This window comes from Herbaspirillum sp. C7C2 (assembly GCF_022627865.1).
Classification (GTDB): Bacteria; Pseudomonadota; Gammaproteobacteria; order Burkholderiales; family Burkholderiaceae_D; genus Herbaspirillum; species Herbaspirillum frisingense.
In genome coordinates this window covers 1-25737 of record NZ_JABXGI010000004.1, presented here as the reverse complement: position 1 = coordinate 25737, position 25737 = coordinate 1, and the positions used below count along the sequence as shown (strand labels likewise).

General features: G+C 61.4%; 22 protein-coding genes. 16 read left to right on the top strand and 6 right to left on the bottom strand.

Features of this window, described 5'->3' with window-relative positions:
* Positions 1–67: 67 nt before the first annotated feature.
* Positions 68–1069, top strand: coding sequence for a class 1 fructose-bisphosphatase (locus HWE04_RS08190; protein ID WP_006464683.1), 1002 nt, complete (start codon positions 68–70; stop codon positions 1067–1069).
* Positions 1070–1094: 25 nt separating this feature from the next.
* Here HWE04_RS08190 and HWE04_RS08185 read toward each other — a convergent pair whose 3' ends face one another.
* From HWE04_RS08185 to HWE04_RS08175, 3 genes are all read right to left on the bottom strand, one after another.
* On the bottom strand, positions 1095–2675 hold the full coding sequence (locus HWE04_RS08185) for a sensor domain-containing diguanylate cyclase (RefSeq protein WP_241812087.1): 1581 nt from the start codon (positions 2673–2675) through the stop codon (positions 1095–1097).
* Positions 2676–2786: 111 nt separating this feature from the next.
* Positions 2787–3698 carry an EamA family transporter RarD gene (rarD, locus tag HWE04_RS08180; RefSeq protein ID WP_241812086.1) on the bottom strand — a complete coding sequence of 304 codons (912 nt, stop codon included), beginning with the start codon at positions 3696–3698 and terminating at the stop codon, positions 2787–2789.
* A 200-nt stretch (positions 3699–3898) separates the two neighbouring features.
* Positions 3899–4225, bottom strand: a complete 327-nt coding sequence (locus HWE04_RS08175) for a hypothetical protein (RefSeq protein ID WP_241812085.1) — start codon at positions 4223–4225, stop codon at positions 3899–3901.
* A 630-nt stretch (positions 4226–4855) separates the two neighbouring features.
* On the opposite strand from HWE04_RS08175, the gene HWE04_RS08170 reads away from it, so the two are divergent.
* The 3 genes from HWE04_RS08170 (at position 4856) to HWE04_RS08160 (ending at position 7806) form a co-directional block, all read left to right on the top strand.
* On the top strand, positions 4856–5665 hold the full coding sequence (locus HWE04_RS08170; RefSeq protein ID WP_241812084.1) for a substrate-binding periplasmic protein: 810 nt from the start codon (positions 4856–4858) through the stop codon (positions 5663–5665).
* A gap of 232 nt (positions 5666–5897) precedes the next feature.
* Complete coding sequence (locus HWE04_RS08165) at positions 5898–7421, top strand: methyl-accepting chemotaxis protein (protein ID WP_241812083.1); 1524 nt, start codon at positions 5898–5900, stop codon at positions 7419–7421.
* Between the two features lie 4 nt (positions 7422–7425).
* The gene (locus HWE04_RS08160) at positions 7426–7806 is read left to right on the top strand and encodes a helix-turn-helix domain-containing protein (protein WP_077237512.1); all 381 of its coding nucleotides are present in this window, start codon (positions 7426–7428) and stop codon (positions 7804–7806) included.
* 179 nt (positions 7807–7985) lie between these two features.
* Here HWE04_RS08160 and HWE04_RS08155 read toward each other — a convergent pair whose 3' ends face one another.
* The gene (locus HWE04_RS08155) at positions 7986–8234 is read right to left on the bottom strand and encodes a DUF3297 family protein (RefSeq protein ID WP_006464690.1); all 249 of its coding nucleotides are present in this window, start codon (positions 8232–8234) and stop codon (positions 7986–7988) included.
* A gap of 259 nt (positions 8235–8493) precedes the next feature.
* Between HWE04_RS08155 and HWE04_RS08150 the strand changes: the two genes are divergently transcribed.
* The 4 genes from HWE04_RS08150 to HWE04_RS08140 all read left to right on the top strand — a co-directional run bounded on the left by HWE04_RS08150 (position 8494) and on the right by HWE04_RS08140 (position 11411).
* Positions 8494–9876 (top strand): iron-containing redox enzyme family protein, encoded by a 1383-nt coding sequence (locus HWE04_RS08150; protein WP_241812082.1) that lies wholly within the window; start codon positions 8494–8496, stop codon positions 9874–9876.
* A 246-nt stretch (positions 9877–10122) separates the two neighbouring features.
* The gene (locus HWE04_RS24450; protein ID WP_255411918.1) at positions 10123–10245 is read left to right on the top strand and encodes a hypothetical protein; all 123 of its coding nucleotides are present in this window, start codon (positions 10123–10125) and stop codon (positions 10243–10245) included.
* A 237-nt stretch (positions 10246–10482) separates the two neighbouring features.
* Positions 10483–10641 (top strand): hypothetical protein, encoded by a 159-nt coding sequence (locus HWE04_RS08145; RefSeq protein WP_166758255.1) that lies wholly within the window; start codon positions 10483–10485, stop codon positions 10639–10641.
* 101 nt (positions 10642–10742) lie between these two features.
* On the top strand, positions 10743–11411 hold the full coding sequence (locus tag HWE04_RS08140; protein WP_241812081.1) for an SOS response-associated peptidase: 669 nt from the start codon (positions 10743–10745) through the stop codon (positions 11409–11411).
* 25 nt (positions 11412–11436) lie between these two features.
* On the opposite strand, the gene HWE04_RS08135 is transcribed toward HWE04_RS08140, so the two are convergent.
* Positions 11437–15207 carry an autotransporter domain-containing protein gene (locus HWE04_RS08135; protein ID WP_241812080.1) on the bottom strand — a complete coding sequence of 1257 codons (3771 nt, stop codon included), beginning with the start codon at positions 15205–15207 and terminating at the stop codon, positions 11437–11439.
* Between the two features lie 344 nt (positions 15208–15551).
* Complete coding sequence (locus HWE04_RS08130) at positions 15552–16652, bottom strand: alkene reductase (protein WP_006464694.1); 1101 nt, start codon at positions 16650–16652, stop codon at positions 15552–15554.
* A gap of 295 nt (positions 16653–16947) precedes the next feature.
* Here HWE04_RS08130 and HWE04_RS08125 point away from each other — a divergent pair, with 295 nt between their 5' ends.
* The 8 genes from HWE04_RS08125 (at position 16948) to HWE04_RS08090 (ending at position 25712) form a co-directional block, all read left to right on the top strand.
* A complete protein-coding gene (locus HWE04_RS08125) occupies positions 16948–17847 on the top strand; it encodes a LysR family transcriptional regulator (protein WP_241812079.1) in 900 nt (299 codons plus the stop codon).
* A 189-nt stretch (positions 17848–18036) separates the two neighbouring features.
* The gene (locus tag HWE04_RS08120; RefSeq protein ID WP_077237505.1) at positions 18037–18669 is read left to right on the top strand and encodes a LysE family translocator; all 633 of its coding nucleotides are present in this window, start codon (positions 18037–18039) and stop codon (positions 18667–18669) included.
* 350 nt (positions 18670–19019) lie between these two features.
* Positions 19020–20006: an MBL fold metallo-hydrolase gene (locus HWE04_RS08115; protein ID WP_241812077.1), complete on the top strand. Its 987-nt coding sequence runs from the start codon at positions 19020–19022 to the stop codon at positions 20004–20006.
* Positions 20007–20159: 153 nt separating this feature from the next.
* Positions 20160–20768 (top strand): TetR/AcrR family transcriptional regulator, encoded by a 609-nt coding sequence (locus tag HWE04_RS08110; protein WP_166758254.1) that lies wholly within the window; start codon positions 20160–20162, stop codon positions 20766–20768.
* A 41-nt stretch (positions 20769–20809) separates the two neighbouring features.
* The gene (locus HWE04_RS08105) at positions 20810–22246 is read left to right on the top strand and encodes an MFS transporter (protein ID WP_241812076.1); all 1437 of its coding nucleotides are present in this window, start codon (positions 20810–20812) and stop codon (positions 22244–22246) included.
* A 125-nt stretch (positions 22247–22371) separates the two neighbouring features.
* The gene (locus HWE04_RS08100) at positions 22372–23130 is read left to right on the top strand and encodes an SDR family oxidoreductase (protein ID WP_241812075.1); all 759 of its coding nucleotides are present in this window, start codon (positions 22372–22374) and stop codon (positions 23128–23130) included.
* A gap of 288 nt (positions 23131–23418) precedes the next feature.
* A complete protein-coding gene (locus HWE04_RS08095) occupies positions 23419–23868 on the top strand; it encodes a carboxymuconolactone decarboxylase family protein (RefSeq protein WP_241812074.1) in 450 nt (149 codons plus the stop codon).
* 383 nt (positions 23869–24251) lie between these two features.
* Complete coding sequence (locus HWE04_RS08090; RefSeq protein ID WP_241812073.1) at positions 24252–25712, top strand: AIPR family protein; 1461 nt, start codon at positions 24252–24254, stop codon at positions 25710–25712.
* Positions 25713–25737 lie beyond the last annotated feature (25 nt).

Sequence of the window (25737 nt, the reverse complement as noted above, 5' to 3'; positions counted from 1 at the left end):
AGATAATTCGACGATCTTTTATTTCCCTCATTCATAAATCATAAAACCACACACAAGGAAGACCATCATGAAACGTATCAGCCTCACGCAACACCTGATCGAGCAGCAGCGCCTGCACAACAAGATTCCGTCCGAACTGCGCCTGTTGATCGAAGTCGTCGGTCGCGCCTGCAAGTCGATCTCGCATGCCGTCGGCAAGGGTGCGCTGGGCGAAGTGCTGGGCAGCGCCGGCAGCGAAAACGTGCAAGGCGAAGTGCAGAAGAAGCTGGATGTGATTTCCAATGAAATCCTGCTGGAAGCCAATGAGTGGGGCGGTCACCTGGCGGCCATGGCCTCCGAGGAAATGGAGACCATCCACCGCATCCCCAACCGCTACCCCAAGGGCGAATACCTGTTGATGTTCGATCCGCTGGACGGCTCCTCCAACATCGACGTCAACGTCTCCATCGGCACCATCTTCTCCGTGCTGAAGGCACCCGACGGCATGACCGAGCCGAGCGAGCAGGACTTCATGCAGCCCGGCACCAAACAGGTCGCTGCCGGCTACGCCGTGTATGGCCCGCAGACCGTGCTGGTACTGACCACCGGCGACGGCGTGCACTGCTTCACGCTGGACCGTGAAATGGGCGCCTGGGTACTGACCCAGAAGGACATCCGCATCCCCGAGGACACCAAGGAATTTGCCATCAACGCGTCCAACGAGCGTCACTGGTTCCCGCCGGTCAAGCGCTACGTGGATGAAATGCTGGCCGGCACCACCGGTCCGCGCGGCAAGGATTTCAACATGCGCTGGATCGCCTCCATGGTGGCCGACGTGCATCGCATCCTCAATCGCGGCGGCATCTTCATGTACCCGGCCGACGCCCGCGAACCCGGCAAGCCGGGCAAGCTGCGTCTGATGTACGAAGCCAACCCGATGGCCTTCATCGTCGAACAGGCCGGTGGTGCCGCCACCGATGGTCAACAGCGCATCATGGATATCCAGCCGGAAAAGCTGCACCAGCGCGTAGCGGTGTTCCTGGGTTCCAAGAACGAAGTCGACCGCGTCACCTCCTACCACCAGCAGTAAGTACTGATGCTGGCCCCGGCCAGCCTCAGTCAGCTGATACGGGGGCCGGCGCAGGCATACCCGCCTGCGCCATGCGTACCTGATTGCGGCCGCCGCGCTTGGCTTCATAGAGCGCGGCATCGGCCCGCCCCAGCAGTTCTTCCACCGAGCGCGAAGCGCCCTCCAGCAGATCCAGCGCACACACACCGGCGCTGACCGTCACCACGCCTACCGGATTGCCACGATGCCCCAGGTCCAGCGCCTGGATGCCGGCGCGTATCTTCTCGGCCACCACCACGGCGCCCTCGGCATCGGTCTCGGGCAGGAGCATGACCATTTCCTCACCACCGTAGCGCGCCGCCAGATCCCCCGGGCGCCGCTGGCGCTCCTTCAGGACCAGGGCGATGCGACGCAGGCATTCATCGCCGGCCTGGTGGCCGTACAGGTCGTTGTACTGCTTGAAGAAATCGACATCGATCATCACCAGCGACAGGGCCGCGCCGCTGCGCGTGGCACGCCTGAATTCGGCATCCAGCACCATGTCCAGATGGCGCCGGTTGGCCAGGGTGGTCAGGCCATCCTGGTGCGCCAGCAACTCCAGCTGCTTGTTGGCCTGGCGCAGTTCGCCCATGGCCTGCAGGGCACGGTCCTCGGCGGCCAGGCGTAGCTCGATCTGGCCGATCAGGCGCCAGCCGAACATGGCAATGATCAACAGCAGCAGCGACACGGCCGCCCCATAGACGATGGTTTGCTGGCGCCAGTCGGCCAAGGCTTCGTCGCGCGCGATGGTGACTGTCACCACCAGCGGGAATGCCTGCACCGATTGGTAGGACAGGTAGCGATAGGTGTCGTCCAGCGGCGAGAGGATTTCCGCGTGACCACTGGCCGGGCCGCCCAGCAACTGACGGATGCTGGTATCTGCCGTGATGTCGCGGCCAATGTAGTCGGCCTCGAAGGGCTGGCGCGTGAGTACCGTGCCCGGACGCAGCACCAACAGGATGGAACTGCTCTTGCCGATATCCACCGTCTGGTACAGCGCGTTGAAGTGGTCCACCCGCAGGGTCGCCAGCAATACGCCGGCAAAGCTGCCGTCGGGGTGGTTCAGCCGGCGCGACATGGGAATGATCCAGTTGCCGGTACTGCGGCTGACCAGGGTCGCACTGATGTGGGGTTCGCTGTCCTCGTGGTCGCGATGGTAGATGAAGTAGGCGCGGTCGGCATTGTTGGCATCAGCCGGCCGTGGTGTGGATGAACTGCCCATGCGATTGCCGGCGGCATCGTAGATGTAGAGCCCGTCCAGCTGCGGCATTTCCTTGGACAGCTGGCGCAGCAGGGGGGACATGCCACGGGTGTGGGCGGGGTCCACGCCGGTTTCGTAGATGCGGTCGCTGATGTTGATCAGGGAGCCATGGGTCGCCTGGAACACGTCATAGGCATGACGCGCCAGCGCCTTGGCGATATTGCCGGAATAGATGCGGGTGTTTTCCACCTGGGCCAGACGGGCGCTCAGGCTTTGCCAGGTATGGCCGGCGGCGATGGCAATGCAGATCAGGATCACGAAAAGTCGCGCCCGGCGCGCCACCGAATGGCGCGCAACCCGTCCCGCCTTTGCCAATATGGGCCGCATGTAAAGTCTCTCCCCTCCCGGCGGCACTTTCCCCGCGCAGGGGAGGCCGTTTTGACCAGTATAAGGAGAAGGCGGGGGGCACTGCGCCGCGATCAGTCCACGAAAACGCCCTCAATTCAACGGCTGGGACGGCAGCGCCGGCCGCCGCATCAGTCGCACGCTGTGCAAGGCCGTCAGCAGCACCGACAGCCAGATCGGGCCATAGGTCCCAAGCTGCGAGAGGTGCAGCGATTCGCCCAGCACCGCCATGGCCACCAGCACCAGCAGCACCGGTTCCACATAGCCCAGGATGCCGAACAGCCCCATCGGCAGCAGCTTCCCGGCGCGCAGGTAGCTGGTCAGGGCGATCATGCTGATCACGCCCAGCCCCGGGATCAGCAGCCACATGGACGGGGTCCGCACGGTGGCCGCCAGAGAGGCGCTCATGAGCACGGCGACCAGGGACGGCAGCGCCAGCACCATCAGCTCCACCGCAAAGATCAGCAGGGAGTCCAGCCTGATGCGCCGACGCAGGATGAAGTAGGGCGGATAGCCGAGCGCCACGGCCAACGTCGGCCAGGAAAAGGCACGCGTCATCCACAGTTCGTGCGCAACGCCGATGCATGCACACAGCACCGCCAGGCGCTGCAGCAGGTTCATTTTCTCGCCGTAGTAGAAGCGTCCCACCAACACCATCGACAGCGGCAGCAGGAAGTAGCCGAGCGAGACTTCCAGCGCCCGCCCGTTCACCGACGCCCACAGGAACAGCCATTGCTGCAGGGCCAGCAAGGCCGCCATCGCCAGTGTCACCAGACAGGTGCCGGGACGCCCCAGCAACTGCGCCACGGCCGCCCGCAGCCGCGGCAGCTCGCCGCGCCAGGCCAGCAGGCCGATCACGGTCAAGAGGGTGCCGAGGATGCGCCAGGCAAAGATGTCGGTGCCGTCCAGCGGGGCCAGCAGGCGGGTATAACCGGAGAGGAAGGCGAACAGCGCGGACGCCAGCACGGACAAGCCGATGCCACGGCCGATTTCTTGAGGATTCATTGCAAGACCAGAGGACGGCCCGCGCCAGGGAAAGGCGCCGGCAAAAGCGCGATTCTACGGCATGCCGTGGCGCTGCGCGGGTCTCACAATGAAAAGCCCCGGCCGAGGCCGGGGCGATGGTGCGGTGGTCGCCGGTATAGCCTTGGCTAACCGAAGACGTTCAGGCTTTGCTCAGTCAGCAATCAGGCCTCAGTCAGCAATCAGGCGCCCGGCGAGGTGCCCATGGGGCCGTCCTTCAGTTCGCGGGCATAGTTGTTGGGACGACCGTTAGGGACTTCATAACCCTTGGGATCCACATACTGGCCGTTCTGGCCGCTTTCCTGCAGGCCAGCCGGCGAGCTGGTTTGCTGGCCCTGGTAGTTGTAGTACTGAGGCGACGAAGAGGACGAGGACGATGGCGACGCATCGTATTGCTGCTGCTGCGTACCCTGCATGCCGCTGCCACCCTGGTCATAGGATTGGGCGTAGGCGCCAGTGGCGAAAGTAGCGGCGGCCAGCACCGCGGCGGTGAGGAAGGTCTTGGTCATGGCTGTTCTCCTTTATCCTTGAATGATCATTGCTTGCTGCCCGTGGGCAAGTGTTGCAGTGTTGCGCCAGGCGATGCCAGGTTGCACGGGCAGGCAGTCCGGAAGAATCGTTTTCCCCGAGGCCGTTGGCGTTTGTGGAAAACTTGGCTTTATCATAGGAAGCCGTGGCCGCGCCAACAGTCGGAAAGCCCAGCATGTTGTTGTCAGACGTTTCTCGCGTGTCCGACAGTCGCGGCGGGTCAGGATGCGCATGTCGGTCAAGGGAAAAAGCCGGCAGGAAAGCACGACTCCTGAAGCTCATCAAGCGCAATCCTTGCAGGGTAGCGGAGCCTGGCCCCCTGGTGCCGCGCGTGCAATGAACAGAGGAGGCCGGAATGAATGTCAGCGCACAGGCTGACAGGACCGGGACGATTCGTTACAAAACGTATCCATGCCCGGATCTGGTGCGCCCTGATGGGTCTGCAAGCTCCGTCAGGCGACAAACACGGCTGTCGCAAAATCATCGCCGTACTGACTTCCTTGATCAAATTCATGCCGACGCCTGCTGCAATCGGGTTATGCTGACCTGATCACACCAGCCAATGACGCCGCTACGGGGGACGTCATGATGATGCAAGGAAGGGGGACAGCATGCATAGATTCCTGCCAGCGATGCTGCTGGCGACCATGGCCGTCACGGTCCTGCCACTATCGTTGCAGGCCGCTGAATGCACGAAGGTCGTCATCTCTGCCGATTCGGATTACGCACCTTTGCATTGGTACGACGGCAAGCGCCTGACCGGCGCCAGCATCGAGATCGCCACCCGCGCACTCAGTGCGCTGAACATTCCCTATGAGGTCCGCTATGTCGGGCCTTTTCACCGCGTCCTCAAGGAGGCCGAAAGCGGTGAAGTCGCCCTGGTCTCTTCCCTCAAGAACACGCCCGAACGCCAGCAATACCTGGCCTATGCCTCGGTGCCGCTGTTCCGCAACCCGATCGCCGTGTTCGTGGCACGCAACAATCGCTTCCCCTTCAGCGGCTGGAAGGACCTGATCGGCAAGCGCGGGGCCATTACGTTAGGCAACCAGTTCGGTGGCGGCTTCGACGAATTCATGCGCGACAACCTCATCATCGAGACCGCGCAGAAGGTCTACATGAATTTCAGCAAGCTCGATTCGGGCCGTATCGACTATCTCATCACCGGTTACTACAGCGGCATGATCTACCTGAACCAGACCGGCCAGTCCGAGAACTTCATGCCGCTGCGCCCCTTCGTCAGCGAGACCGACAATTACATCGCCATGAGCAAGGCCAGCCCCTGCGTGAAATACCTGCCACGCATCAACGCGCAACTGGAGGCAATGCAAAAGCGCGGCGAATTGCGCGCCGTCCTGCAGAGCTTCGAGACTGACTTGCGCATCGATCCGGCCAATCAGGACGAGCCACCACGGCCGCGATAGACCAGCACCCGGTGCCGGCGCGGGAAATCCCGGTTTGAAGCCGGAAAGCGGCTTTGTTCCGCCCAAGGCCACCGTTGCTGCCGGGTTACATTGTCATCAGCGCGGACGCTGCCGTCCCCGGCAGGGCGCGGAAGCGTCCACATCCACATCAATGCTCACACGCAAGCCTCGCCACAGAACGAGGCAGTGCGGGCTTGTCATTTGTTCATGAATCCAAGAGACGGAGAGGCCCTTGAAGCTGCGTACCAAAATCATCTGGCTGTGTGCCACCACCCTGATCGGCATCCTGGTGATCGCCGCGGTCTCGCTGACCACGCTCAGGCGCACCATGATGGAAGAACGCGAGGCGCAGCTGTCCTTGCTGGTGACCCTGGCCAAGGCTGCGGCCGAAAAGGCGCAGGCCCAGGAGCAGGCCGGCAAGCTGACCCGCGAGCAGGCCCAGGCGCAGGCCAAGATGGTCATCGGCAGTTTTGCCAAGGAGCAGAACTACTACTTCGTACGTGGCTACAGCGACGACTTCAACTACGTGCACCCCAATCCCAAGCGGGTGGGCATCCAGGACAAGACCGCCAAGGAAGATGGCGACCGCTACCGCGCCGCCCTGCAGGGTAAGGAAATCGGCCTGCTCATCGCCGAAGGCACGCGTCCCAATACCACCGAGAAGGTGCAGAAGCTGTATGCGGTGACCCGCTTCGCGCCGTGGGACTGGACCATCGGCTTCGGCGCCTACATCGATGACATCAACCAGTCCTTCTATCGCAATGCCCTGGTCCTGCTGTTGCTGGGGGCGGTACTGATGGGTGCCATTGCCACCATGGCCGCCTTCATCCTGCGCTCCATCCTGCGCCAACTGGGCGGCGAGCCGGCACGGGCGGTGGAGATCGTGGAACAGATCGCGCAAGGGGACCTGTCCACCGCCGTGGCGCTGAAGGCCAACGACCGCCACAGCCTGCTGCATTCCATCGAAACCATGCGGCGCAGCCTCTCGGGTATCGTCCAGGGCGTGCGCCAGGGGACCGATACCATCACCACCGCTTCCGGCGAAATCGCCGCCGGCAATCTGGACCTGTCGTCGCGCACCGAGCAGCAAGCCAGTGCGCTGGAGGAGACCGCCTCATCGATGGAAGAACTCACCTCCATCGTGCGCCAGAATGCCGACAATGCCAGCCAGGCCAACCAGCTGGCCATCACTGCCTCCGGTGTTGCGGCCGATGGCGGGAAGGTGATCGAGCAGGTGGTCGGCACCATGGCCGACATCAACAGCGCCTCCACCAAGATTGCCGACATCATCGGCGTGATCGACGGCATTGCCTTCCAGACCAACATCCTGGCCCTGAACGCCGCGGTGGAAGCGGCACGGGCCGGCGAGCAGGGGCGCGGGTTTGCGGTGGTGGCATCGGAAGTGCGCAACCTGGCCCAGCGCAGCGCCCAGGCCGCCAAGGAAATCAAGGGCCTGATCGAGGATTCGGTCGGCAAGGTGGACAACGGTTCGCATCTGGTCGAGCAGGCCGGCCGCACCATGCAGGAAATCGTCACCAGCGTGCGTCATGTGGCCGACGTGGTGGCCGAGATCAGTGCCGCCAGCCGCGAGCAGAGTGCCGGCATCGAGGAAGTCAACCGCGCCATCACGCAGATGGACCAGGTGACCCAACAGAATGCCGCGCTGGTGGAGGAGGCCGCAGCTGCGGCGGCCTCCATGCAGGACCAGGCGGCCCAGCTGGCGCAACTGGTGACGGTGTTCCGTCTGCCGGGTTGAGTCGGTGGGTTCCCGTCCTTTCGCCGCTGGCAGCTCCGGCGCACCGGCCTATCGCCAGCTTTCACCCGAGCAGGTGCAGCAGGTGCTGGACTATATCGATGCCAACCTGCAGCGCAATATCACCGTGTCCACCCTGGCGGCGATGTGCCATCTTTCATCCAGTTGCTTCAGCCGGGTCTTCAAGGCCAGCACCGGCTACACACTTTGCCAGTGGATGATGCGCCAGCGATTGCTGCGCGCGCAGGTGTTGCTGGCGGAGCCGGGTCGCACGGTGGTGGATGTGGCCATCGCCGTGGGTTTTCATGACCAGAGCCATTTCCTGCGCCAGTTCAAGCGCATCACGGGAACGACGGTGCAGGAGTGGCGCCAGCGGCCGGTGACATGACGTCGCCTGTTTCCCGGATCGCCAGATTGACAAATCGACGGAATCGATGCGCGGGCATTGATTGATCTGTAGCAGAGATTAATCTTGCGGTTCGCCTAGCCAGCAAAAAGGCCCGCAGTTGCGTTGCGGGCCTTTGTGTTGTTGAGCTGGAATGGCTGTGATCGGCAATATCAACGATCTCAACGATAGAAGGGTTCGACCCGCCCCTTGAGCTTGGACATCATCGGATTGCCCTTGCGATCCAGTGCGCGGCCGGCGGGAATCTTGACCCAGCCTTCGCTGATGCAATATTCGCTGACGTTGTTCAATTCCTTGTCGTTGAGCTTGATGCCGATGTCATGCTCGAAGATGGCGGCATCATAATGCGGGCTGCGGGGATCGACGCTGAGGCGGTCGGGGAGGGCGGGGCGTTGTGCGGTATCGTTCATGGGCGCGATTATCGGATATAAAAACGGGCAAGACAATTATTTCATATCCGCAAGCAGGCCTGTATTGCCGTCGTGCCAAGCCTTGCTCTCGCACCTTCCAGCCCCAGGTCTTCCTTCCCACTGACGGAGCTCGCTGCGCAGGCGTGACGTCGTCCTACTCTTCGCAGGGCATTTTCCGACAGCAAGGCTGGCCGCTCGCCGATAGCGTGGCCGCCCCTGGCATCGCATCCTTGAGGCCTCTGATCTTGCGCGAGGATGTATGCGATCTACCGTCGAGGAAATGCAGGCCGCCGAATCGGCCGCCCGGGCCTACCGTCCACAGGCCGATGAGCTTGTGCCCAGCCTGCTGCATGGCAAGCTGCTGGCGCCCGCTCCCGATGCAGACGCGCTGGCGTCGGCCCGTCTATATCTGGAGCAGCAATTGCGGGCCGCCGAAGCGCTGCCCTGCGATCTCCCTGAGGATGCCCACGCGCTGGCCGGGTGGATGGAGCGGCGCGCGGCTGATGTCGGCCAGGCTTATGCCGCGTATCTTCAGCAGCGTCAGGCCGGGGCGCCGCGTCGCTTTTTCAGCGGCAAGGCACATGCGCTCAATTTTCTGCGCCGCGTGGCCCCGACCAAGCTGGTCGATGGCGCATGGCTCTACAGCGCCCTGGAACGCTGGCGCGACCCGCTGTTCCGCCCGTTGATCCTGACCTATCTCGAAGAGCTGGGTGATGGCGACCCTGCCATGAACCACGTCAGCCTGTACCGCAGCCTGCTGGCCGCCCATGGCGGCGAACCGGCCCTGCCCCTGTCCGAGCCTCATTACGTGCAGGGCGCGCTCCAGCTGGCGCTGGCCTACCACGGCGGGCAATATGAAGCGGAAATGTTCGGCTTCAACCTGGGCTATGAACAGTTGCCCCTGCATCTGCTCATTACCGCCTACGAGCTCAACGAACTGGGGATCGATCCCTACTATTTCACCCTGCACATCACCATCGACAACGCTGCCAGCGGACATGCACGCAAGGCCGCGGACGCCGTGGCCCAGGCGGCAACACAGGCAGCCGATCCGCAACAGTTCATGCAGGGCGTGCGGCGGGGCTACCTGCTCAACGACCTGGGCCTGAGCACGATGGATGTGATCAATTCCTTCGACCTTGAGCAGGAGGTGGTGAGCGTGATGCAGGACAAGGCGCAGTTCGGCCGGATGATGCATTCCGATTACTGCCGCATCGGTGGCAAGACCGTCAACCAATGGCTGGAACAGCCAGACGGGATGGCACGTTTCCTGGAGGAATTGACCAAGGCCAGATGGATAATCCGGGCGGCGCCGGCAGAGGAAAGCCGCTTCTGGCGACTCATCGATGCGCCGGGTGGGCAGATGTTCGGTGTCTTCGACGACTACGAAAAGCAAACCATCCGTGAATGGATAGAAAAAGGCTGGAGTGACGCCAAGCGCCAGCCCAGTTATCGCGCGCTGGCACGCGGGCGCCAGCTGGAGCCGATGGCGCCGCAGGGCGGGCCACGCGCCGTCATTGGCTCAACCCAGCAGCTCGATGCGCTGGTGGAGCAGATGTCGCCTGGCCGCCATCACTTCGTGCCGGGCCTGGAAGCGTCGCGGCGCTTCAGCGCCCTCTATCGGACAGCGTGTGTGGCATGACGGTGTGGCAGGAAAGCACGGATGGCAGGCGCAATTCCCGTCGGGCGGGAGCGTCGTCCTCAAGGAAACGGACGGGCATCGCCCCGGCTCGGCTATAATTGCCGGCCTTGATCCGCTCGAGTCAGTGTTGCCCGCGTTCCCGCGCGGCAATGGCCACAGCGGACCATGCCTGATCGCCGCGCCGCAAGTCGCGGCCTACCCCACATCTGTCATTGGATCGGCCCCGCGCCGGTCGTAGGAGAAATCATGAACATCCGTTCCAGAAAACGCCTGGTCTATCGTCGCCACCGCATCGGCATGCTCATTGCCGCCATTGAAGCACTGATGGCGCTGGAAGAAGCCACGCTGGAAGCCAAGAAGGCAGCATAAGCGGTTCAAATGCGCCCGGAAAAGACCGGCCCGAGAGGCCGGTTTTTTCTTGCCTGGCCGGATCTCCCCCGCCTGATGTCAATTGAAACAATCGCGTGAACTCCTGACATCGATGTGTAACTGCCTCGCCTCAAGATACACCCATGCCGAAACGCAAACGCAAGCCCGGATGCGTATCGGTAGCAAAGCCCCACATTGACGACCCGTCACCACATTGACATTGAATTGGAGAACATCATGCGCATCTTCAGCACCCTCTTCACCGGCCTGATCCTGACCCTGGTTGCCACCGCCGCCCGCGCCGACAGCATCTTCACCGGTGCCATGGACTACGAGTCGCCGCTGCCCATGATCCTGCACGTCGGCGGACGCCTGATCGGCCGGCTCTTCAGCTGAGGCAATGGGTGGCGCCATGGCCGGCCGCGTGCCGGCCCATGCCCCCGGACCTGGTCTGCTATGGCACAATCAGCCGCCTTCAGCGTGAGGAACCGTCACCGATGTGCGTCAACTACAAGCCCACCCCCAAATCCGAGATTACCGCCCTGACCGGGGCCGATACCAGCGCCACCCCGGACTGGCCCGAGGAAACCTGGCAGGACTATGCTGCTCCGGTGGTGCGCGCTGGCCTGCAGGGCGAGCCCGAGCTGATCGTCGGCACCTACGGCATGATGCCCCGGCGCAAGTTGCAACCCGGTCTGCAGATATCGACCATGAATGCCCGTGCCGAAACCATCGGCGAGAAGCGCAGCTATGCCGGCTCCTGGCGCCAGGGCCATACCTGCCTGTTGCCGATGCAATGCTTCTATGAACCGAACTATGAATCCGGCCGCGCCCAGCGCTGGGCCATCGGCATGGCCGACGACCAACCGTTCTGCGTGGCCGGCCTCTGGCGCGCCTGGGAAGAGGCCGAGGGCGGCTATGCTTTTTCGTTTACGCAGATCACCATCAACGCTGACCAGCATCCGTTGATGCAGCGTTTTCACAAGCCTGGAGAGGAAAAGCGCAACCTGGTCATCATCCCGCGCGCGCTCTACCGGCAATGGCTCAATGCCGGCACGCCCGAGCGCGCAGCGGCGATGCTGCTGAACTATCCGGCCACGCAGATGAAGGCGTGGCCCGCGCCCAAGGCGCAGGCCGGCGGGCAGCAGAGCGGCTTCCTGTTCTGAGGGATCCGCACTGCTGCCCAGGGAGTTACCAGCGATAACGCCAGCCCGCCACCACGGCGTGCTGGGTCTGCAGGTCGTTCAGGCCCAGGTTGTAGTCCAGGAACAGGCTCGACGCCTGGCCCAGCTTGCCGGACAGGCCGGCTCCCAGCACCAGGCCGTCGCGCTTCTGTTGCAGGCCGGCGACCTGGAAGTTGACGCCCGGCGCGCCCTGGAAGGAGGCATTGAGGCTACCGCCGGCATCCAGCCATTGATGGCTCCAGAATGCGCGCAGCTCGCTCTGCAGCTTGCCATCTTCGCGCAGGGGCAGGTGCCAGCGGGCACCTACCATCGACACCGCCGAGCGTGAAGTCTGTGCACTGGCATTGAGGCCGAGCGCACCGGCACCGGTTTCGGAGAAGGCGTCCTGGCGCAGCAGCGTGCCTTGCAGCGAGACCAGCGGCTCGAACACGTAGCTGCCGCGATCGATGCGATAGCTGGCCTCGGCATGCAGGCCGAGTTCATCGCCGTTGTAGTCACCGGCCGCGCGCGAGACATCATTGCCGATCACGATGCTGCGCTGGGTAGCGTACTGGTTGCGGCCATAACCGACGATGCCCTTGAAGCGCCAGTCACCGCTCTGGTACTGCGCGTACACGGCGACCTGATGGCCTTCCACCTTGGCGCTGTCGCCGGCGGTGTTGTAGGCCAGGCGGGTATTGTCGTAGTGATAGGCCAGGCCCATGCTCCAGCGATCATCCAGCACCCGTTCCACCCCCATCAGCAGGCCATTGCTGTTGCTGGTGTAGCCGGCGGCATTGCCGTCGGAGCGGGTATTGCCATGGCCGCCCGCAACCTGCGCCCAGGCGCCGCCATCTTCGCGCACACGCAGGGGCCACAGACCGCTGCTGCCATTGCTGCTGTCGGTCATGGTGGCGGCGCTGTACTGGTAGTCATAGCGATCCGTCTCGGCCGAGGCCAGTTGCAGCTGGCTCATCGCAAAACCGCTGCCGCCGGAGAAGGCGGACCCGCCGCCAATGTTGCGGTTACCCAGGGTCTGCAGCGATTGGCCCATCAGGCCCAGCGTGGACAGGCCCTGATAGGCACGCCCCCCCAGGCTCTCGAAGGCGCTGCGCGCCTGCACTGCCGACAGGCCGTCGATCAGCGCCAGCTTGGCGCGCATGGCGCTGGACAGGTTTGCCAACTGGCCGGCCTGGGTCAGGGCATTGGCCACGCTGGCCTGGTTGCCGGTGGTGGTGACCGAGGCATAGCTGTTACCGTTGCGCGCCATCGTCAATTGCACCGCATTGCCGGTGTAGCTGACTGTGGGTGAGACAAAGGCGAAGTCGCTGCGCACGGCATTGAAGCTGCCGCTCACGGTGCCGCTGGTCGACAGGATGGTATAGGGCGTGCTCAGCGCATAGGCGCCGCTGCCGGCGGCGATGGACAGGCTGCCGGCCAGGGCGGCATTGCCGTTGACCTGGATCAGGCCGCCGCTGCCGTCGGCGCTGGTGCTGACCTGGGTGGTGGCGCCGTCCTGCAGGTTCAGATTGCCCTGGACCGTCAGCGTCGAAGTGCCGGCCGTGGCCAGCGTGCCACCGGCGGCCACCGTGGTGCTGCCCACCGTGCCGGTCCCGGAGAGGGTGCCGCCACTGTTGACGCGCACTGTGCCGCCCAGCACGCCATTGACGCTGAGCTTGCCGCCATTGACATTGGTGCTGCCGGCGAAGCTGGTCGAGTTGCCGCTGAAGACCGTTTCGCCGGCCAGCTGGTTGATCGTGCCGTTGCCCGAGATGGCCGCTGCCAGCGTGTAGTTGCTGCTGCCGCTGGCATTGTGGTTCAGGTTCAGCGTACCGTTGCCGGCGCCGAAAGCCAGCGATGTGGTGTCGAGCTGGCCGGGCGCGGCTGCCGTGCTGCCAGGGGCGGCACCGACGTTGAGGGTACCTGTGGAACCACTGCTGGTGGCGATGCGGATCACCGAGGCGGTAGCGCGCGCACCGTCGCTGATGGTCAGGGTGCCATTGCCACCGGCCCCGACATGCAAGGAATTGGTGGTGATCCAGGCCGAGTTGGCACCGGTCAGCGTCACGCTGCCGTTGCTGTTGGCATTGTTGGCGATATAGCTGCGGTTGCCGGTGACCTGGCCGCCATCGGAGATGGTCAGCGTACCGTTGCCCAGACGACCGACGTTGACGTCCGAGCTGCTGCTCCAGGTGGAGCCGGCCCCGGTCACCGTCATGGTGCCGGAGGCGCCATTGAGGTCGCCCAGCAAGCCCTGCACATCGTTGATACGGCCACCGGCCGAGATGACTACGCTGCCCGTGGCGCCATTGTTGTGGCCGACAAAGAAGTCTCCCGAGTGGTTCCAGACCGAGCCGCTGCCAGTGACCAGGGCGCTGCTGTTGGACCCCGCTTCGGTTCCCACATAGCCATCGGTGCTGGTGACGTTGCCGCCTCCCGAGATGGTCAGGTTGCCATTGCCGACGTTGCCCACGTAGAGCACGCCGGTGTTGATCCACTTGCTGCCGCTGCCGGACACGGTGACATTGCCGCTGCTGCCGGCCAGGTGGCCGACCAGGGCGCCGGTATCGGTGACTACGCCCCCATTGCTGATGCTGAGGTTGCCGCTGGCGCCGTCGCCGTAGCCGATCGACAGGCGATCGCTGGCGGTGAAGTTGGCATTGTTGACCGTGAGCGTACCGCGCGCGCCAGTGATGTCACCCAGATGCACGACCGCGGCAGTGGCATTGGCACCACCGCTGACGGTGAGCCATCCGGTGCCGCCAGTGGAACCGGAGCTGGCGTCACCGCCCACGGTGAGGTTGCCCGCCGCCAGCGAAGAACCGGCGCCGCTGACATTGACGCTGCTGTTGGAGGTGTCCTGGCGCCCGATCACCGTATTGGCGCTGCTGACATTGGCACCGTCGCTGATGGTGAGGTTGCCATTGTTGACCGTGCCCACGAAGAGCGAACCGGTATTGGTCCAGCGACTGCCGACGCCGCTGATATTGACGGTGGACAGTGTGCTGCCGGCGGTACCGATCACGCCGGTGACGGAATCCACCGTGGAACCACCGGTAATGGAAAGGCTGGCGCTGCCGCCACTGCCGACCGTGAGCCGGTCGCCGATCAGCCATTGCGCCCCGTTGATCAGGCTGGCGCTGCCATTGCTGCCGCCGCCACTACCCAGCACCACCGAGCCGCTCATGTTGACGACACCGCCATCGACCTGCATCGTGCCGACCGCCCCGGTGTTGCCGATGACCAGGCCGTTGCCGATCAGGCTGCTGTCGGTATTGATCGTGAGGTTGCCTACGCCACCGCTGGCACCACCGACATAGGTGGTACCGCTGATGTTGGCGACCGCACCGGCGTCAAGCGTCAACGATCCGACGCCATTGAGGCCGACGGTCGCATCGCTGCTGCTGTTGAGCCTGGCGCTGCCATTGGTGCCGCTGCCGGTGACGGTAATGGTGCCGTTGGAACCGTTGCTGTTGCCGATCAGGACCGACGAGGTGTTCAGCGTCGCCTGGTTGATCTGCAGGTTGCCCACCGTACTGCCGCCGACGGTCAGTGCCTGAATGGTGGTGTTGCTGGAAAGCACCGGATCGACACCGGGATAGGCGTTGATGACCGCAGCATCCGTGGACGTGGGTGCTGCCCCCGTCCACTGCCAGTTGCTGTCGTTGGTCCAGTTGTTGTCGACGTTGCCGGTCCACGACGCCACCTGGGCGTGCGCGGCGCTGCCGATCAGCAGCAGTGTTGCCAGTGCACTGACTGGCAACGGTCTTGCATGAGCGAAGCTGCGCTTCGATTGCATGATTCCCCCCCTGGGTAGAGGCTGCCTGTTGCCGACATCTCTTAGCGGATGAGCTGGCGTTGCAGCCTATGCTTGTTGTTGATTGATCTTTACGGAAACCCGCAAGGATTTTACAAGCATCAAAACGAATTTTTGGTGGGAGTGATGATTTTTTGTGATCTTGCGCATAGGGGAGGCATGATCATTCCCGTTGACCGGTACTTCGGTTTCACTGGGTGGGATTGCGGCGTGGCCGTACGCAGCCCTGGAACAGGCTTGGGCAGGGCAGGGAGCGGGCTTCAGGAGGCGGCGCTGCCGTCCCCATCAACATCACGGGCGACGGCAGTGCCAGCCAGGTCATCGAGTCAGGCAGCCTGGTAGGTCGGATAGTCGGTATAGCCTTCGGCACCGCCACCGTAGAAGGTGTTGCGGTCGGCCTCCGCCCAGGGGGCGTCCAGACGCAGACGTTCCACCAGGTCGGGATTGGCGATGAAGGGGCGGCCGAAGGCCACCATGTCGGCATGCCCCGAGGCGACCGCATCCATCGCCATCTGGCGCTGGTAGCTGTTGTTGGCGATGTAAAGGCCACCGAAGGCGGCGTGCAGCTTCTTGAAATCGAATTCCGATGCCGCGTTGCTGCCCCGGGTCTGGCCTTCGACGCAGTGCAGATAGGCCAGGCCTAGCTTGCCCAGTTGCTCGGCGTAGTACAGGTAGGTACGCTCGGGATCGCTGTCCAGCGGGATGTCACCGGCCGAGCGGGTCAGCGGCGACAGGCGCACGCCCACGCGATCGGCACCCCAGATATCGGCGACGGCGGTGACCACTTCCACCGGGAAACGCACGCGGTTTTCCAGCGAGCCACCGTACTGGTCGGTGCGGTGATTGGTGCTGTCGCGCACGAACTGCTCCAGCAGATAGCCATTGGCCGAATGCACTTCCACCCCATCGAAGCCGGCTTCCTTGGCCAGCCGCGCAGCGTGGCGATAGTCCTCCAGCAGGCGCGGGATTTCGGCAGTCTCCAGAGCACGTGGCATGGAGGGCCTTGCCTGCGTCTGCGACTCCAGGAATACCAGCTCACCCGCCTGGATCGCCGAGGGGGCGACCGGCGCTGCGCCGTTTTCCTGCAATGAGCTATGCGAGACCCGGCCTACGTGCCAAAGCTGGTTGACGATCTTGCCACCTGCTGCGTGGACCGCATCGGTGATCTTGCGCCAGGCCGCGACGTGTTCCTCGGTGTAGAGACCTGGGGTGAAGGCATAGCCGCGGCCTTCGCGCGAAATATTGGTGGCTTCGCTGATGATGAGACCGGCCGAGGCGCGCTGGCGATAGTATTCGATGGCCAGTTCGCTGTGCACGCCCTGCATGTCAGCGCGCGAGCGCGTCAGTGGGGCCATGGCAATGCGGTTGGCGACGTCGATGGCGCCGATGCGGGTGGGGGAAAACAGATCAGATCCGGTGTGCGACATGATGTTGACTCCTTCTGGTGAGGTGGTGATGGTCGTCATCATCGGCAATGGGGAGAAATTCGGCCAATTTATTATTGATAAAACAGATTTATCGTAGACAATATATCTAGAACTCATTTCATAAATAGTCGTGAGATGCGTTCTGGGCAGAACCCGGAGGGAGCGGCCCGTTTGGGCGAATTGCTGCGTTACGAATTTGGGCCAAGACGCCCAGTCTTGACCCAAATTCGCGCCTTGCACTTCATCCCAAACGGGACTCGCTCGCACTCGCGCCTATTTATGAAATGAGTTCTATATGAAATACGACCTCAACCTGTTGCCGGTCTTCGTCGCCCTGATGGAGGAGCGCAGCGTCACCCGGGCCGCCTCGCGACTGGGCATGACGCAGGCAGCCTTGTCCAATGCGCTGGCCCGGCTGCGCCTGACCCTGCAGGATCCCCTGTTCATCCGCGAGCGCTACGGCATGCGCCCCACGCCCAAGGCCGAATTGCTTGCCCCCTCGCTGGTGACGGCATTGGCGTCGATGGATGCGGTGGTATTGGGCCAGCAGGCCTTCGAACCGGCGCGCGCCGATCACCTGATCACCATCGCGCCCAACAGCTATGTCGAGTTCGTGCTGGTGCCGCATCTGGTGGCCCGCCTGAGCGTGGTGGCGCCAGGTGTGCGCCTGCGCACCTTGCCTTTTGGTACCGACCTGGCCGAGACCGGCGTGAGTTCAGGCGATACCGCCATGGTGCTGGGACGCATCAATGACGCCCCGGATAACCTGGTGGTGCAGCACATCGGCGAGGATGGCCTGGCCTGCGTCGTACGGGCCGACCATCCGGTCATCGGCACGCGCATCGGCAAGAGACAATATGAGCGCATGAAGCACGTCAATGTGCTGCCGCCCGGCCGTCTGCGCACTGGCCTGTTCCAGGCGCTGGAGCGCAGGGGCCTGCGACGCGAGGTGGCCGTTTCGGTCACGCATTTCGCCTCCATCCCCGAGATCGTGGCCGCGACCGATTACTGTGCGACCTTGCCCATGCTGATCTGCAAGCGGCTCGTCCACGATACTCGGTTGAAGGTATTGCCGGCGCCAGTCGATCTGGGCAGTTTTCCGCTGCACATGGCCTGGCACGTCCGTTATCGCGACGATCCGGCGCATATCTGGTTGCGCAAGCTGGTGGCAGAGGTGGCGCAGGCCCTGGGCTAAGTGCCGGTAATCGGTGGAAGTGACGGCGGGGCGTTTTCAGGGTGTAGACGAGGGGCGGGCGTCGGTGCGCGTAGCATTTCCGACTAACGCGGTGATGTCCTGCCGATTGCCGATAGGGCGATCGCTTGTATCATTGCGGCTCCTGCCTTCGCCGATGAAGGTTTTTCCACCCCCCCAACTGGTCACATCATGCCTCTTGATACGCTCCTGCTGTTTGTACCGGCCTGCTTTGCATTGAACATGGCTTTCGGGCCGAACAATCTGCTGTCCATCACCATCGGCGCGCATTACGGCTTGCGGCTGGCAATTCTGGCTTCCGTCGGGCGCCTGGTCGCCTTTGCGATCATGATCGCCGTGGCCGCGCTGGGCATGGGAGCATTGCTCATGGCGTCGCAACTGGCCTTCACGGTCTGCAAGCTGCTGGGCGCCGCCTATCTGGTCTGGCTGGGTTTCAAGGTCTTCTTTTCCAGGGCAACGCTGTCCGTTGACGGCCTTGCGGGAGAGCAGGCGCGCGGCGATATCCGCACCTTCATCCGCAGGGAATTCCTGGTCGCCATCGGCAACCCCAAGGCGATCCTGGTCTTCACTGCCTTTTTCCCGCAGTTCGTGGTTCCCGGCAATTACTGGGTCAGTTTCCTCATCCTCGGCGGGATCTTCCTGAGCCTGGAAGTGGTCGCGATCGCGGCCTATGCCTATGCGGGCAGCCGGCTTTCCGGCGTGATCCAGAATGCCCAGGGGCTGCGCTGGATGAACCGCATCAGCGGCGGCACCATGATTCTGTTCGGCGCCATCCTGGCGCTGGCCAAGCGGCCTGCTGCGTAAGACGCGCCTCTGTCGCGCAGGTCTGTTGATGTCACAGTCTGTGCAAGACACGTTTCCCGGATGTTCGAGGTCCATCGCTTTTCCCAGGCGTGATGCCATGCATCTCGCCTATCCTTTCGTATAACTAGACACTCCCTCCTGCACTGTCCACACTGCGCCCTGTGGCAGAGCTGCAATGGGGTCTCACGCCGTCCTTCGGCGCAGTGCGACCTGTGCCCTCGCAGCCTCGCTTCGCCCATCGATCCTTCCGGCCGGTATTGGCATCGTCCCGATCAGTCGGACGGCCATCCATGCATGCCTACCGCGTGCCGGAATCGGTCGGCTTCAATGACCCTTTGAGGAAAACAACAATGTCCACTTCCCTTCGCCAGATCCGCGCATGCTCGCTCACCCCACTGCTGCGTCCTCTCGCTGCTGCCGCCATGATATTCGCCATGGCCCAGGCAGCGCATGCCGAGGCGCCGATGCTGAAGAATCAGCCGGGTTTCTATCGCACCATGATCGGTGACATCGAAGTCACTGCACTGTCGGATGGCACCAACCATCTGCCAGCAGGCAAGATGCTCAAGGGCATCAGCAAGGAAGATCTGGACAAGCGCCTGCAGGCAGCTTTTGTCACTGATCCGGTGGAGACATCGGTCAATGCCTTCCTGGTCAACACGGGCAAGAAACTGATCCTGATCGACACCGGAGCCGGTGGCGTGCTCGATGCCGACAGTGGCCACCTGCTCACCAGCCTGAAAGCGGCAGGGTATCGCCCGGACCAGGTGGATGAGGTCTACCTGACCCACCTTCATCCCGACCACGAAGCCGGTCTCACGCACAAGGGCAAGCGTGTCTTCCCCAAGGCCGTCGTGCGGGCCGACAAGAAGGATGCCGACTACTGGCTCAACCCGGCCAACAAGGCCAAGGCCAGCGCCATCAATCAGGAATTCTTCGAGGTCGCGGAGAAGTCCCTCAAGCCCTATATCGCGGCCGGCAAGTTCCGCCCCTTCGAGGGTGACGGCGAGCTGCAGCCGGGTGTGTCCAGCGTGGCCAACTACGGTCATACCCCTGGTCACAATGCCTACCTGGTCAGCAGCAAGGGCCAGCGTCTGTTGATCGTGGGTGACATGATCCATGTGGCGGCGGTACAGTTCCCGCAGCCGGATGTCACCATCGGTTTCGATACCGACGAACATGAAGCCATGGGTGATCGCCGCAAGGCTTTCGATGCGGTGGCAGATACCCGGGAACTGATCGCGGCTGCTCACCTGTCCTTCCCCGGTATTGGACATATCGTCAAGGATGGCAGCGGGTATCGCTGGGTGCCGATCAACTACGCACTGGCGCGCTGAGCGTATTGATCGTTGCGATGATGTGACCATCGACCAGAAGCGGCTCCCATCGGCGAGCCGCTTTTTGCTGTTGGCAACGTCCGCCAACAATTTCTACTTGCATCAATAAATCGCAGTCGGTATTATTCGGAATCATTCGGTTCCAAATATTCCATGAGCTTATCCCATCTCCCATCAGGACCAGGACGTCCGCGCGAATTCGAGATCGATGCCGCCGTCGAATCGGCGATGCAGGTCTTCTGGACGCGTGGTTACAACGGCACGTCGCTGGTCGACCTGATCGATGGCACCGGGCTGTCACGGGGCAGCCTGTACAAGGCTTTCGGCGATAAGCATGGCTTGTTTCTTTCCGCACTCGACCGCTATATCTCCCAGTCGCTGGTCCGTCTGCTCAGCACGCTGGAGCAGCCAGGATCGGCCAAAGCCGCGATACGGGAAACCCTCATGCGCCTGGCGGAAATGTCTTGCCGCAAAGAAGGGCGTCGCGGCTGCATGCTGGTCGCAACGGCGATGGAAATGGTGTCACACGACGATGATGTCGCTGAACGCGTCAAGGCCATGGTCGACCGTATCCGTCATGCGTATGCCAAAGCCATTGCGCGTGGGCAGGCCAGCGGGGAAATTCCCGCGCATCACGATCCACAAACCTTGGCAACCGTGATCGTCAGCCTGACTCACGGCATGCGCACGCTTGGAAAGGTAGGAGCGGTAGACAAGCAAATGACCGCTGTCGTCGAAACGGCGATGCGGCTGCTCGACTGAATTTTTTTTGCTCAATTTGGAACCTATCGGTTTATATTTAAATGAATTCACTCACCACCTCTTCGCACGCAGAGCATGTGCCCCATCCGCGTCGATGGCTGGCATTTGCCGTCTTGCTGGTGGGGGCTTTCCTGCCGCCGCTGGATTTCTTCATTGTCAATGTCGCACTGCCGTCCATCCGTACCGGCCTGGGTGCCGATCCTGCCGAGATGCAACTGGTGATATCCGGTTACGCCGCCGTGTATGCGGTGTTCCTGATCACCGGGGGACGGCTGGGAGACCTGTACGGGCGCAAGAGGGTGTTTCTCGCAGGTCTGGCGGGCTTCGGCCTGTCGTCGCTGCTCTGTGGTGTTGCGCCTACGCCTGCCATGCTGATCGCCGGCCGGCTGCTGCAAGGCTTGAGTGCGGCGATCATGGCGCCGCAGGGGCTGGCATCGATTCAGGCGCTGTTTCCCGAGCGGGAGAGGGCGCGGGCGCTGAGCATGTACGGCGCGATCATCGGACTGGCAGCGATTGCCGCCCAGGCGCTCGGTGGACTGCTGATTGCGGCCAATGTCGGCGACCTGCAATGGCGGGTCATCTTCCTGATCAACCTGCCGCTCGTGGCGCTCGTGTTCCTCGGCGGAATTCCCTTGTTGCCGGACACGCGCAGTCCACATCCAGCGCGGCTGGACCGGATGGGCGTGCTGCTCTGTGCACTCTCGCTGGGCCTGCTGGTGGTACCACTGGTGAAAGGGCCTGAGGCCGGCTGGCCGTGGTGGACCTGTCTCATGCTGCTCGCTTCACCGGGGTTTGCCGTTGCGTTCTGGCGCTACGAGCGGTGGCTCACGGAGCGCGGTGGAACGCCGTTGGTCGCGCCTCAGTTGGCCGATGCACCCGGCCTGGTGGTGGGGATGATCGGAGTGTTGTTCTTCTATGTGGTCTCGGCCTTCTTTCTCACCTTCTCGATCTATCTGCAGGAGGCGATTGGGATGAGCGCATTTGCGACCGGCTTGATGTTTGTGCCGTGCGGACTGGGCTTCCTGATCGGTCCCTTGACGACACCCGCCGCCGTGCGCCGGTTAGGACGCTGGACCCCGGTATTGGGGATGGCGCTGGAAGTCGTGGGCTGCCTGATTCTCAGTGCAGTGGTGGCTTCCACACCCGCCGCGCGGACACCGGCACTGGCGGGCGTCGTGATCGCGCTCTCGCTGATCGGGTTCGGGCAAGGGATCGCCGTGCCCACGCTGGTGCGATCGGTCATCGATCTTGCGCCGGCCGGTGGTTCCGGCATGTTGGCCGGGATCGTGAATTCCGCTTTGCAAATCAGTGCGGCCCTGGGCGTGGCTGTCATCGGCAGCGTGTTCTTCAGTCTGGCGGGTTCCCGCCATACGCCATCGTCCCTGGCGCATGCCTTCAGCTGGGCGATGGTATGTGTCGCCGCCAGCCTGACGATCGCGGCGCTGTTGGTTGCCCGTGCATCGCGTTCTCGTCGGTAGATAGTCATGGAAAAAATCTCCCACCACGCTGCACGAAGGCCAGAGCCAGACCGCAGCGCGGTCCCGCGCATCTTTGTAGCGATGCAATGTAAATGCTGTCCCACTTGATCACGATAGGAATCTCGATGTCTTCTCAATTTTTGAATCACGTCTCTGTTGTCACCGGCGGCTCCACGGGAATTGGATTGGCGATCGCGCAAGGCCTGCTTGCGCAGGGCGCCAAACGGGTGTACGTGACAGGTCGTTCACGCAAGAGTCTTGATGAGGCCCTTGGTGTTCTGGGCGACTCAGCGGTGGCGGTGGTGTCCGACGTCTCCAGGCTTGCGGACCTGGAATATCTGAAAGCCGAAATCGAAAAGCGCGGTGACCGCCTCGATTCGATTTTCGCCAACGCCGGCATCTGCGAGAAACACCCCTTCGGGGCGACCGCCGAGGCGGATTACGACCGTACCTTCGATATCAACGTCAAGGGCGTGTTCTACACCGTGCAGACACTGCTCCCCCTGCTGTCGGATGGCGCTTCCGTGGTGCTGACATCCTCCATCTGTTCGAGCAACGGCATGGCTGAGCTGAGCGTCTATAACGCCTCCAAGGCGGCAGTGCGGTCCTTCGCGCGCACCTGGACCAACGATCTGCGGGCACGCAAGATCCGCGTCAATGCGCTGAGTCCGGGATTTACGCGCACGCCGTTGATGGACAACAGCCTCAAGCTCGACCACGCTCAGATCGATAGCCTGAAAGAGTATGTTTCCCAGATCACCCCATTGGGTTACATGGCTGATCCGGCCGAGATTGCGAGTGCCGGGTTGTTCCTTGCGTCTCCAGATGCTCGTTACATTACCGGGATTGAACTGACGGTGGATGGAGGTCTTTCTCAGATCTGAGCATTCCAGCGGATGGCAGGGATCGGTAGATCTCTGCCGGTTGAAGTGTGGTGATCTCTCTTGTCGAATGGGATGGCTGCCGAGGAGATTCTTATTTTGAATTGATTCCATAAGAGATCGCTCGTGGTTTCAACTACTCGGCAATTCGGGAGAGAGACCTAAAGCTTTATTGGAGATGCATTTAAGAAAAATTCTTTAGAAGTTGTCACAGACGACATCGTCCAGCCGTCTTGGGAGTAGCGGGATTTCGACATTGAACCCGCTCAACCCAACTTCAAGGAAGAATTTATGAAACGTCCGAATTGGTTTCAAGTTTCCGGCGAGGGCGCCAAGGCGCTAGGCGCACTTCATCATTACGTAACGACCGGCACCGACTTGCCTGGTGAGTTGATACATCTGGTCTTCTTGAGGGTGTCACAGATCAATGGATGCGCGCATTGCATCGACATCCATACGCGTGACCTCATCAAAAGCGGGATGTCGGTCGATAAGGTGGTCCTGGTACCGGTGTGGGAGGAAGTGAGCTATCTGTTCTCCGACGAGGAAAGGGCTGCGCTCGCCTGGACCGAGGAAGTAACGCGTATCAGCGAAACGCATGCTTCGGATGGAGCATATGCGGCGGCACTTTCTTTCTTTGGCGAAAAAAATCTGGTCGAACTCACTATCGTGATCGCCGCGATGAATGCCATTAATCGGATGGGAATCAGTTTTCGTATGAAGCCGCTTGCTAAGGCTTAGCATTTGAGGGAGGAGGGCAGGCTTTTCGTACCAGCATCGCCAAAATAGAAAAAGGGTTCCGGGCGAATGCCTGGAACCCCTTATGCGCTGGTGCTGATGGGCGGAATCGAACCCTCGACCTACTGATTGCGAATCTACGAGGAAAATTATATAAATCAATAGGTTAAGGATGTTTTTGCTCCGCAATTCATAAAATCAATGGGGCGCGAGGCCAATAAGGACGCCCCTCGATTTGGAATTGCGGAGCGGAATTTACGTCTCTGCAATGCAAATGGTAAGCTCCGGTTACGGTAACCGCCAGCGTCCTGAACGAAAGCGGTCCTTCTGTTGCTGCGTCGTGGGGACGACAGGTTCAGTGAAAAAATTGTGCTTAGGGGAAAAGATTGGACAAAATTACAAAATCGCTTCTGGATAGTTTTGCCAGCGAGAACGAGCTGGGAAAGCTTGGAGAAGATAAGCAATTTGAGCACTTTGCAAATTTTGCAGTGATTTCGAAACTTCATCGATCAAGCTTCGAGCTGGAATCTGTGAGCACGGGGGCTGGTGGAGACGCCGCCATTGACGGCATTGCCATACTCGTAAATGGAAAGCTTATTGAAGATGTCGAAGAGCTGGACGACATCGTCGGTGAAGCAGGTCACCTAGACTGCGATGTTGTTTTTATCCAATCCAAGACTTCGTCGAACTTTGAGGGTTCGCAGATTGGTTCTTTCATTTTCGGAGTTAAAGATTTTATCTCCGATGCGCCCAAAATGGTCCACAACGAAAAGTTGAAATCTTGCCGTGCCATATGGGATGCCATTGTTGAGAAGTCCGCCTTCATGGTGAACCGCCGCCCCGCGTGCAAGCTATTTTATGTAACCACAGGAAAATGGATTGGGGACCAAAATCTGGTTGCTGTGGTCACTAGCGGCCGACGAGAGATCGAAGAATCGGGCTTGTTTGAGACGGTGTCGATGACACCGCTCGGAGCTAACGAAATTCAAAAGTATTATCACGAGACTCGCAACAAGTTGTCAGCGACGATCAACTTTCAAAGTCGAATCACCCTGCCTGATATTGAAGGCGTTAAAGAGGCGTATCTCGGGGTCTTGCCCTACAAAGACTTCATGAGCTTGGTGCAAGATGAGAATGATGCCATCTACAATATTTTTTACGACAACGTCCGCGACTTCCAAGGCGAAAATGAGGTAAACAAGAAAATAAAGGGAACACTCGCGGCCGGCAATTTTGAGCTGTTCTGTGTCCTGAACAACGGAGTAACCATTGTTGCTACCTCGCTGACCCCGGCTGGTAACCGTTTCACTCTGCGAGACTATCAGATCGTTAACGGGTGTCAGACCAGTAACGTCTTACACGGATCACAAGCCATCGCCGGCATCGAGAATGTGCATGTACCGGTCAAAATCATTGTGACCGAGGACGAAGAGATCAAGAATGAAATTACAGTAGCTACGAACAGCCAAACTGAAGTGAAGGCTGAACAGCTCGAGGCGCTCACCGTCTTTCAAAAGAAGTTGGAGCAGTATTTCGCTGCCATGAAGGGTGATGGCAAGCTTTACTATGAACGGCGGGCGCAACAGTACCATTCATCCCCGGGTGTCAGAAAAACCCAAATTATTTCCATCCCAATCCAAATCAAAGCTTTTGCATCGGCTTTTTTAATGGTTCCTCATGCGGTTTCGGGATATTACGGAACGATAGTGCAGCGATTTAAGGGGCAAATCTTCGGTCAGGATCACAAGTATTCACCGTACTACGTGAGTGCGCTCTGCTATTTCAGGCTAGAAGGTGTTGAATTGCATCGAAAACTGACCCACTTAAGCCAGAAATTTGCATCCTAAGTTGACCCATGTTTAGACCACAATC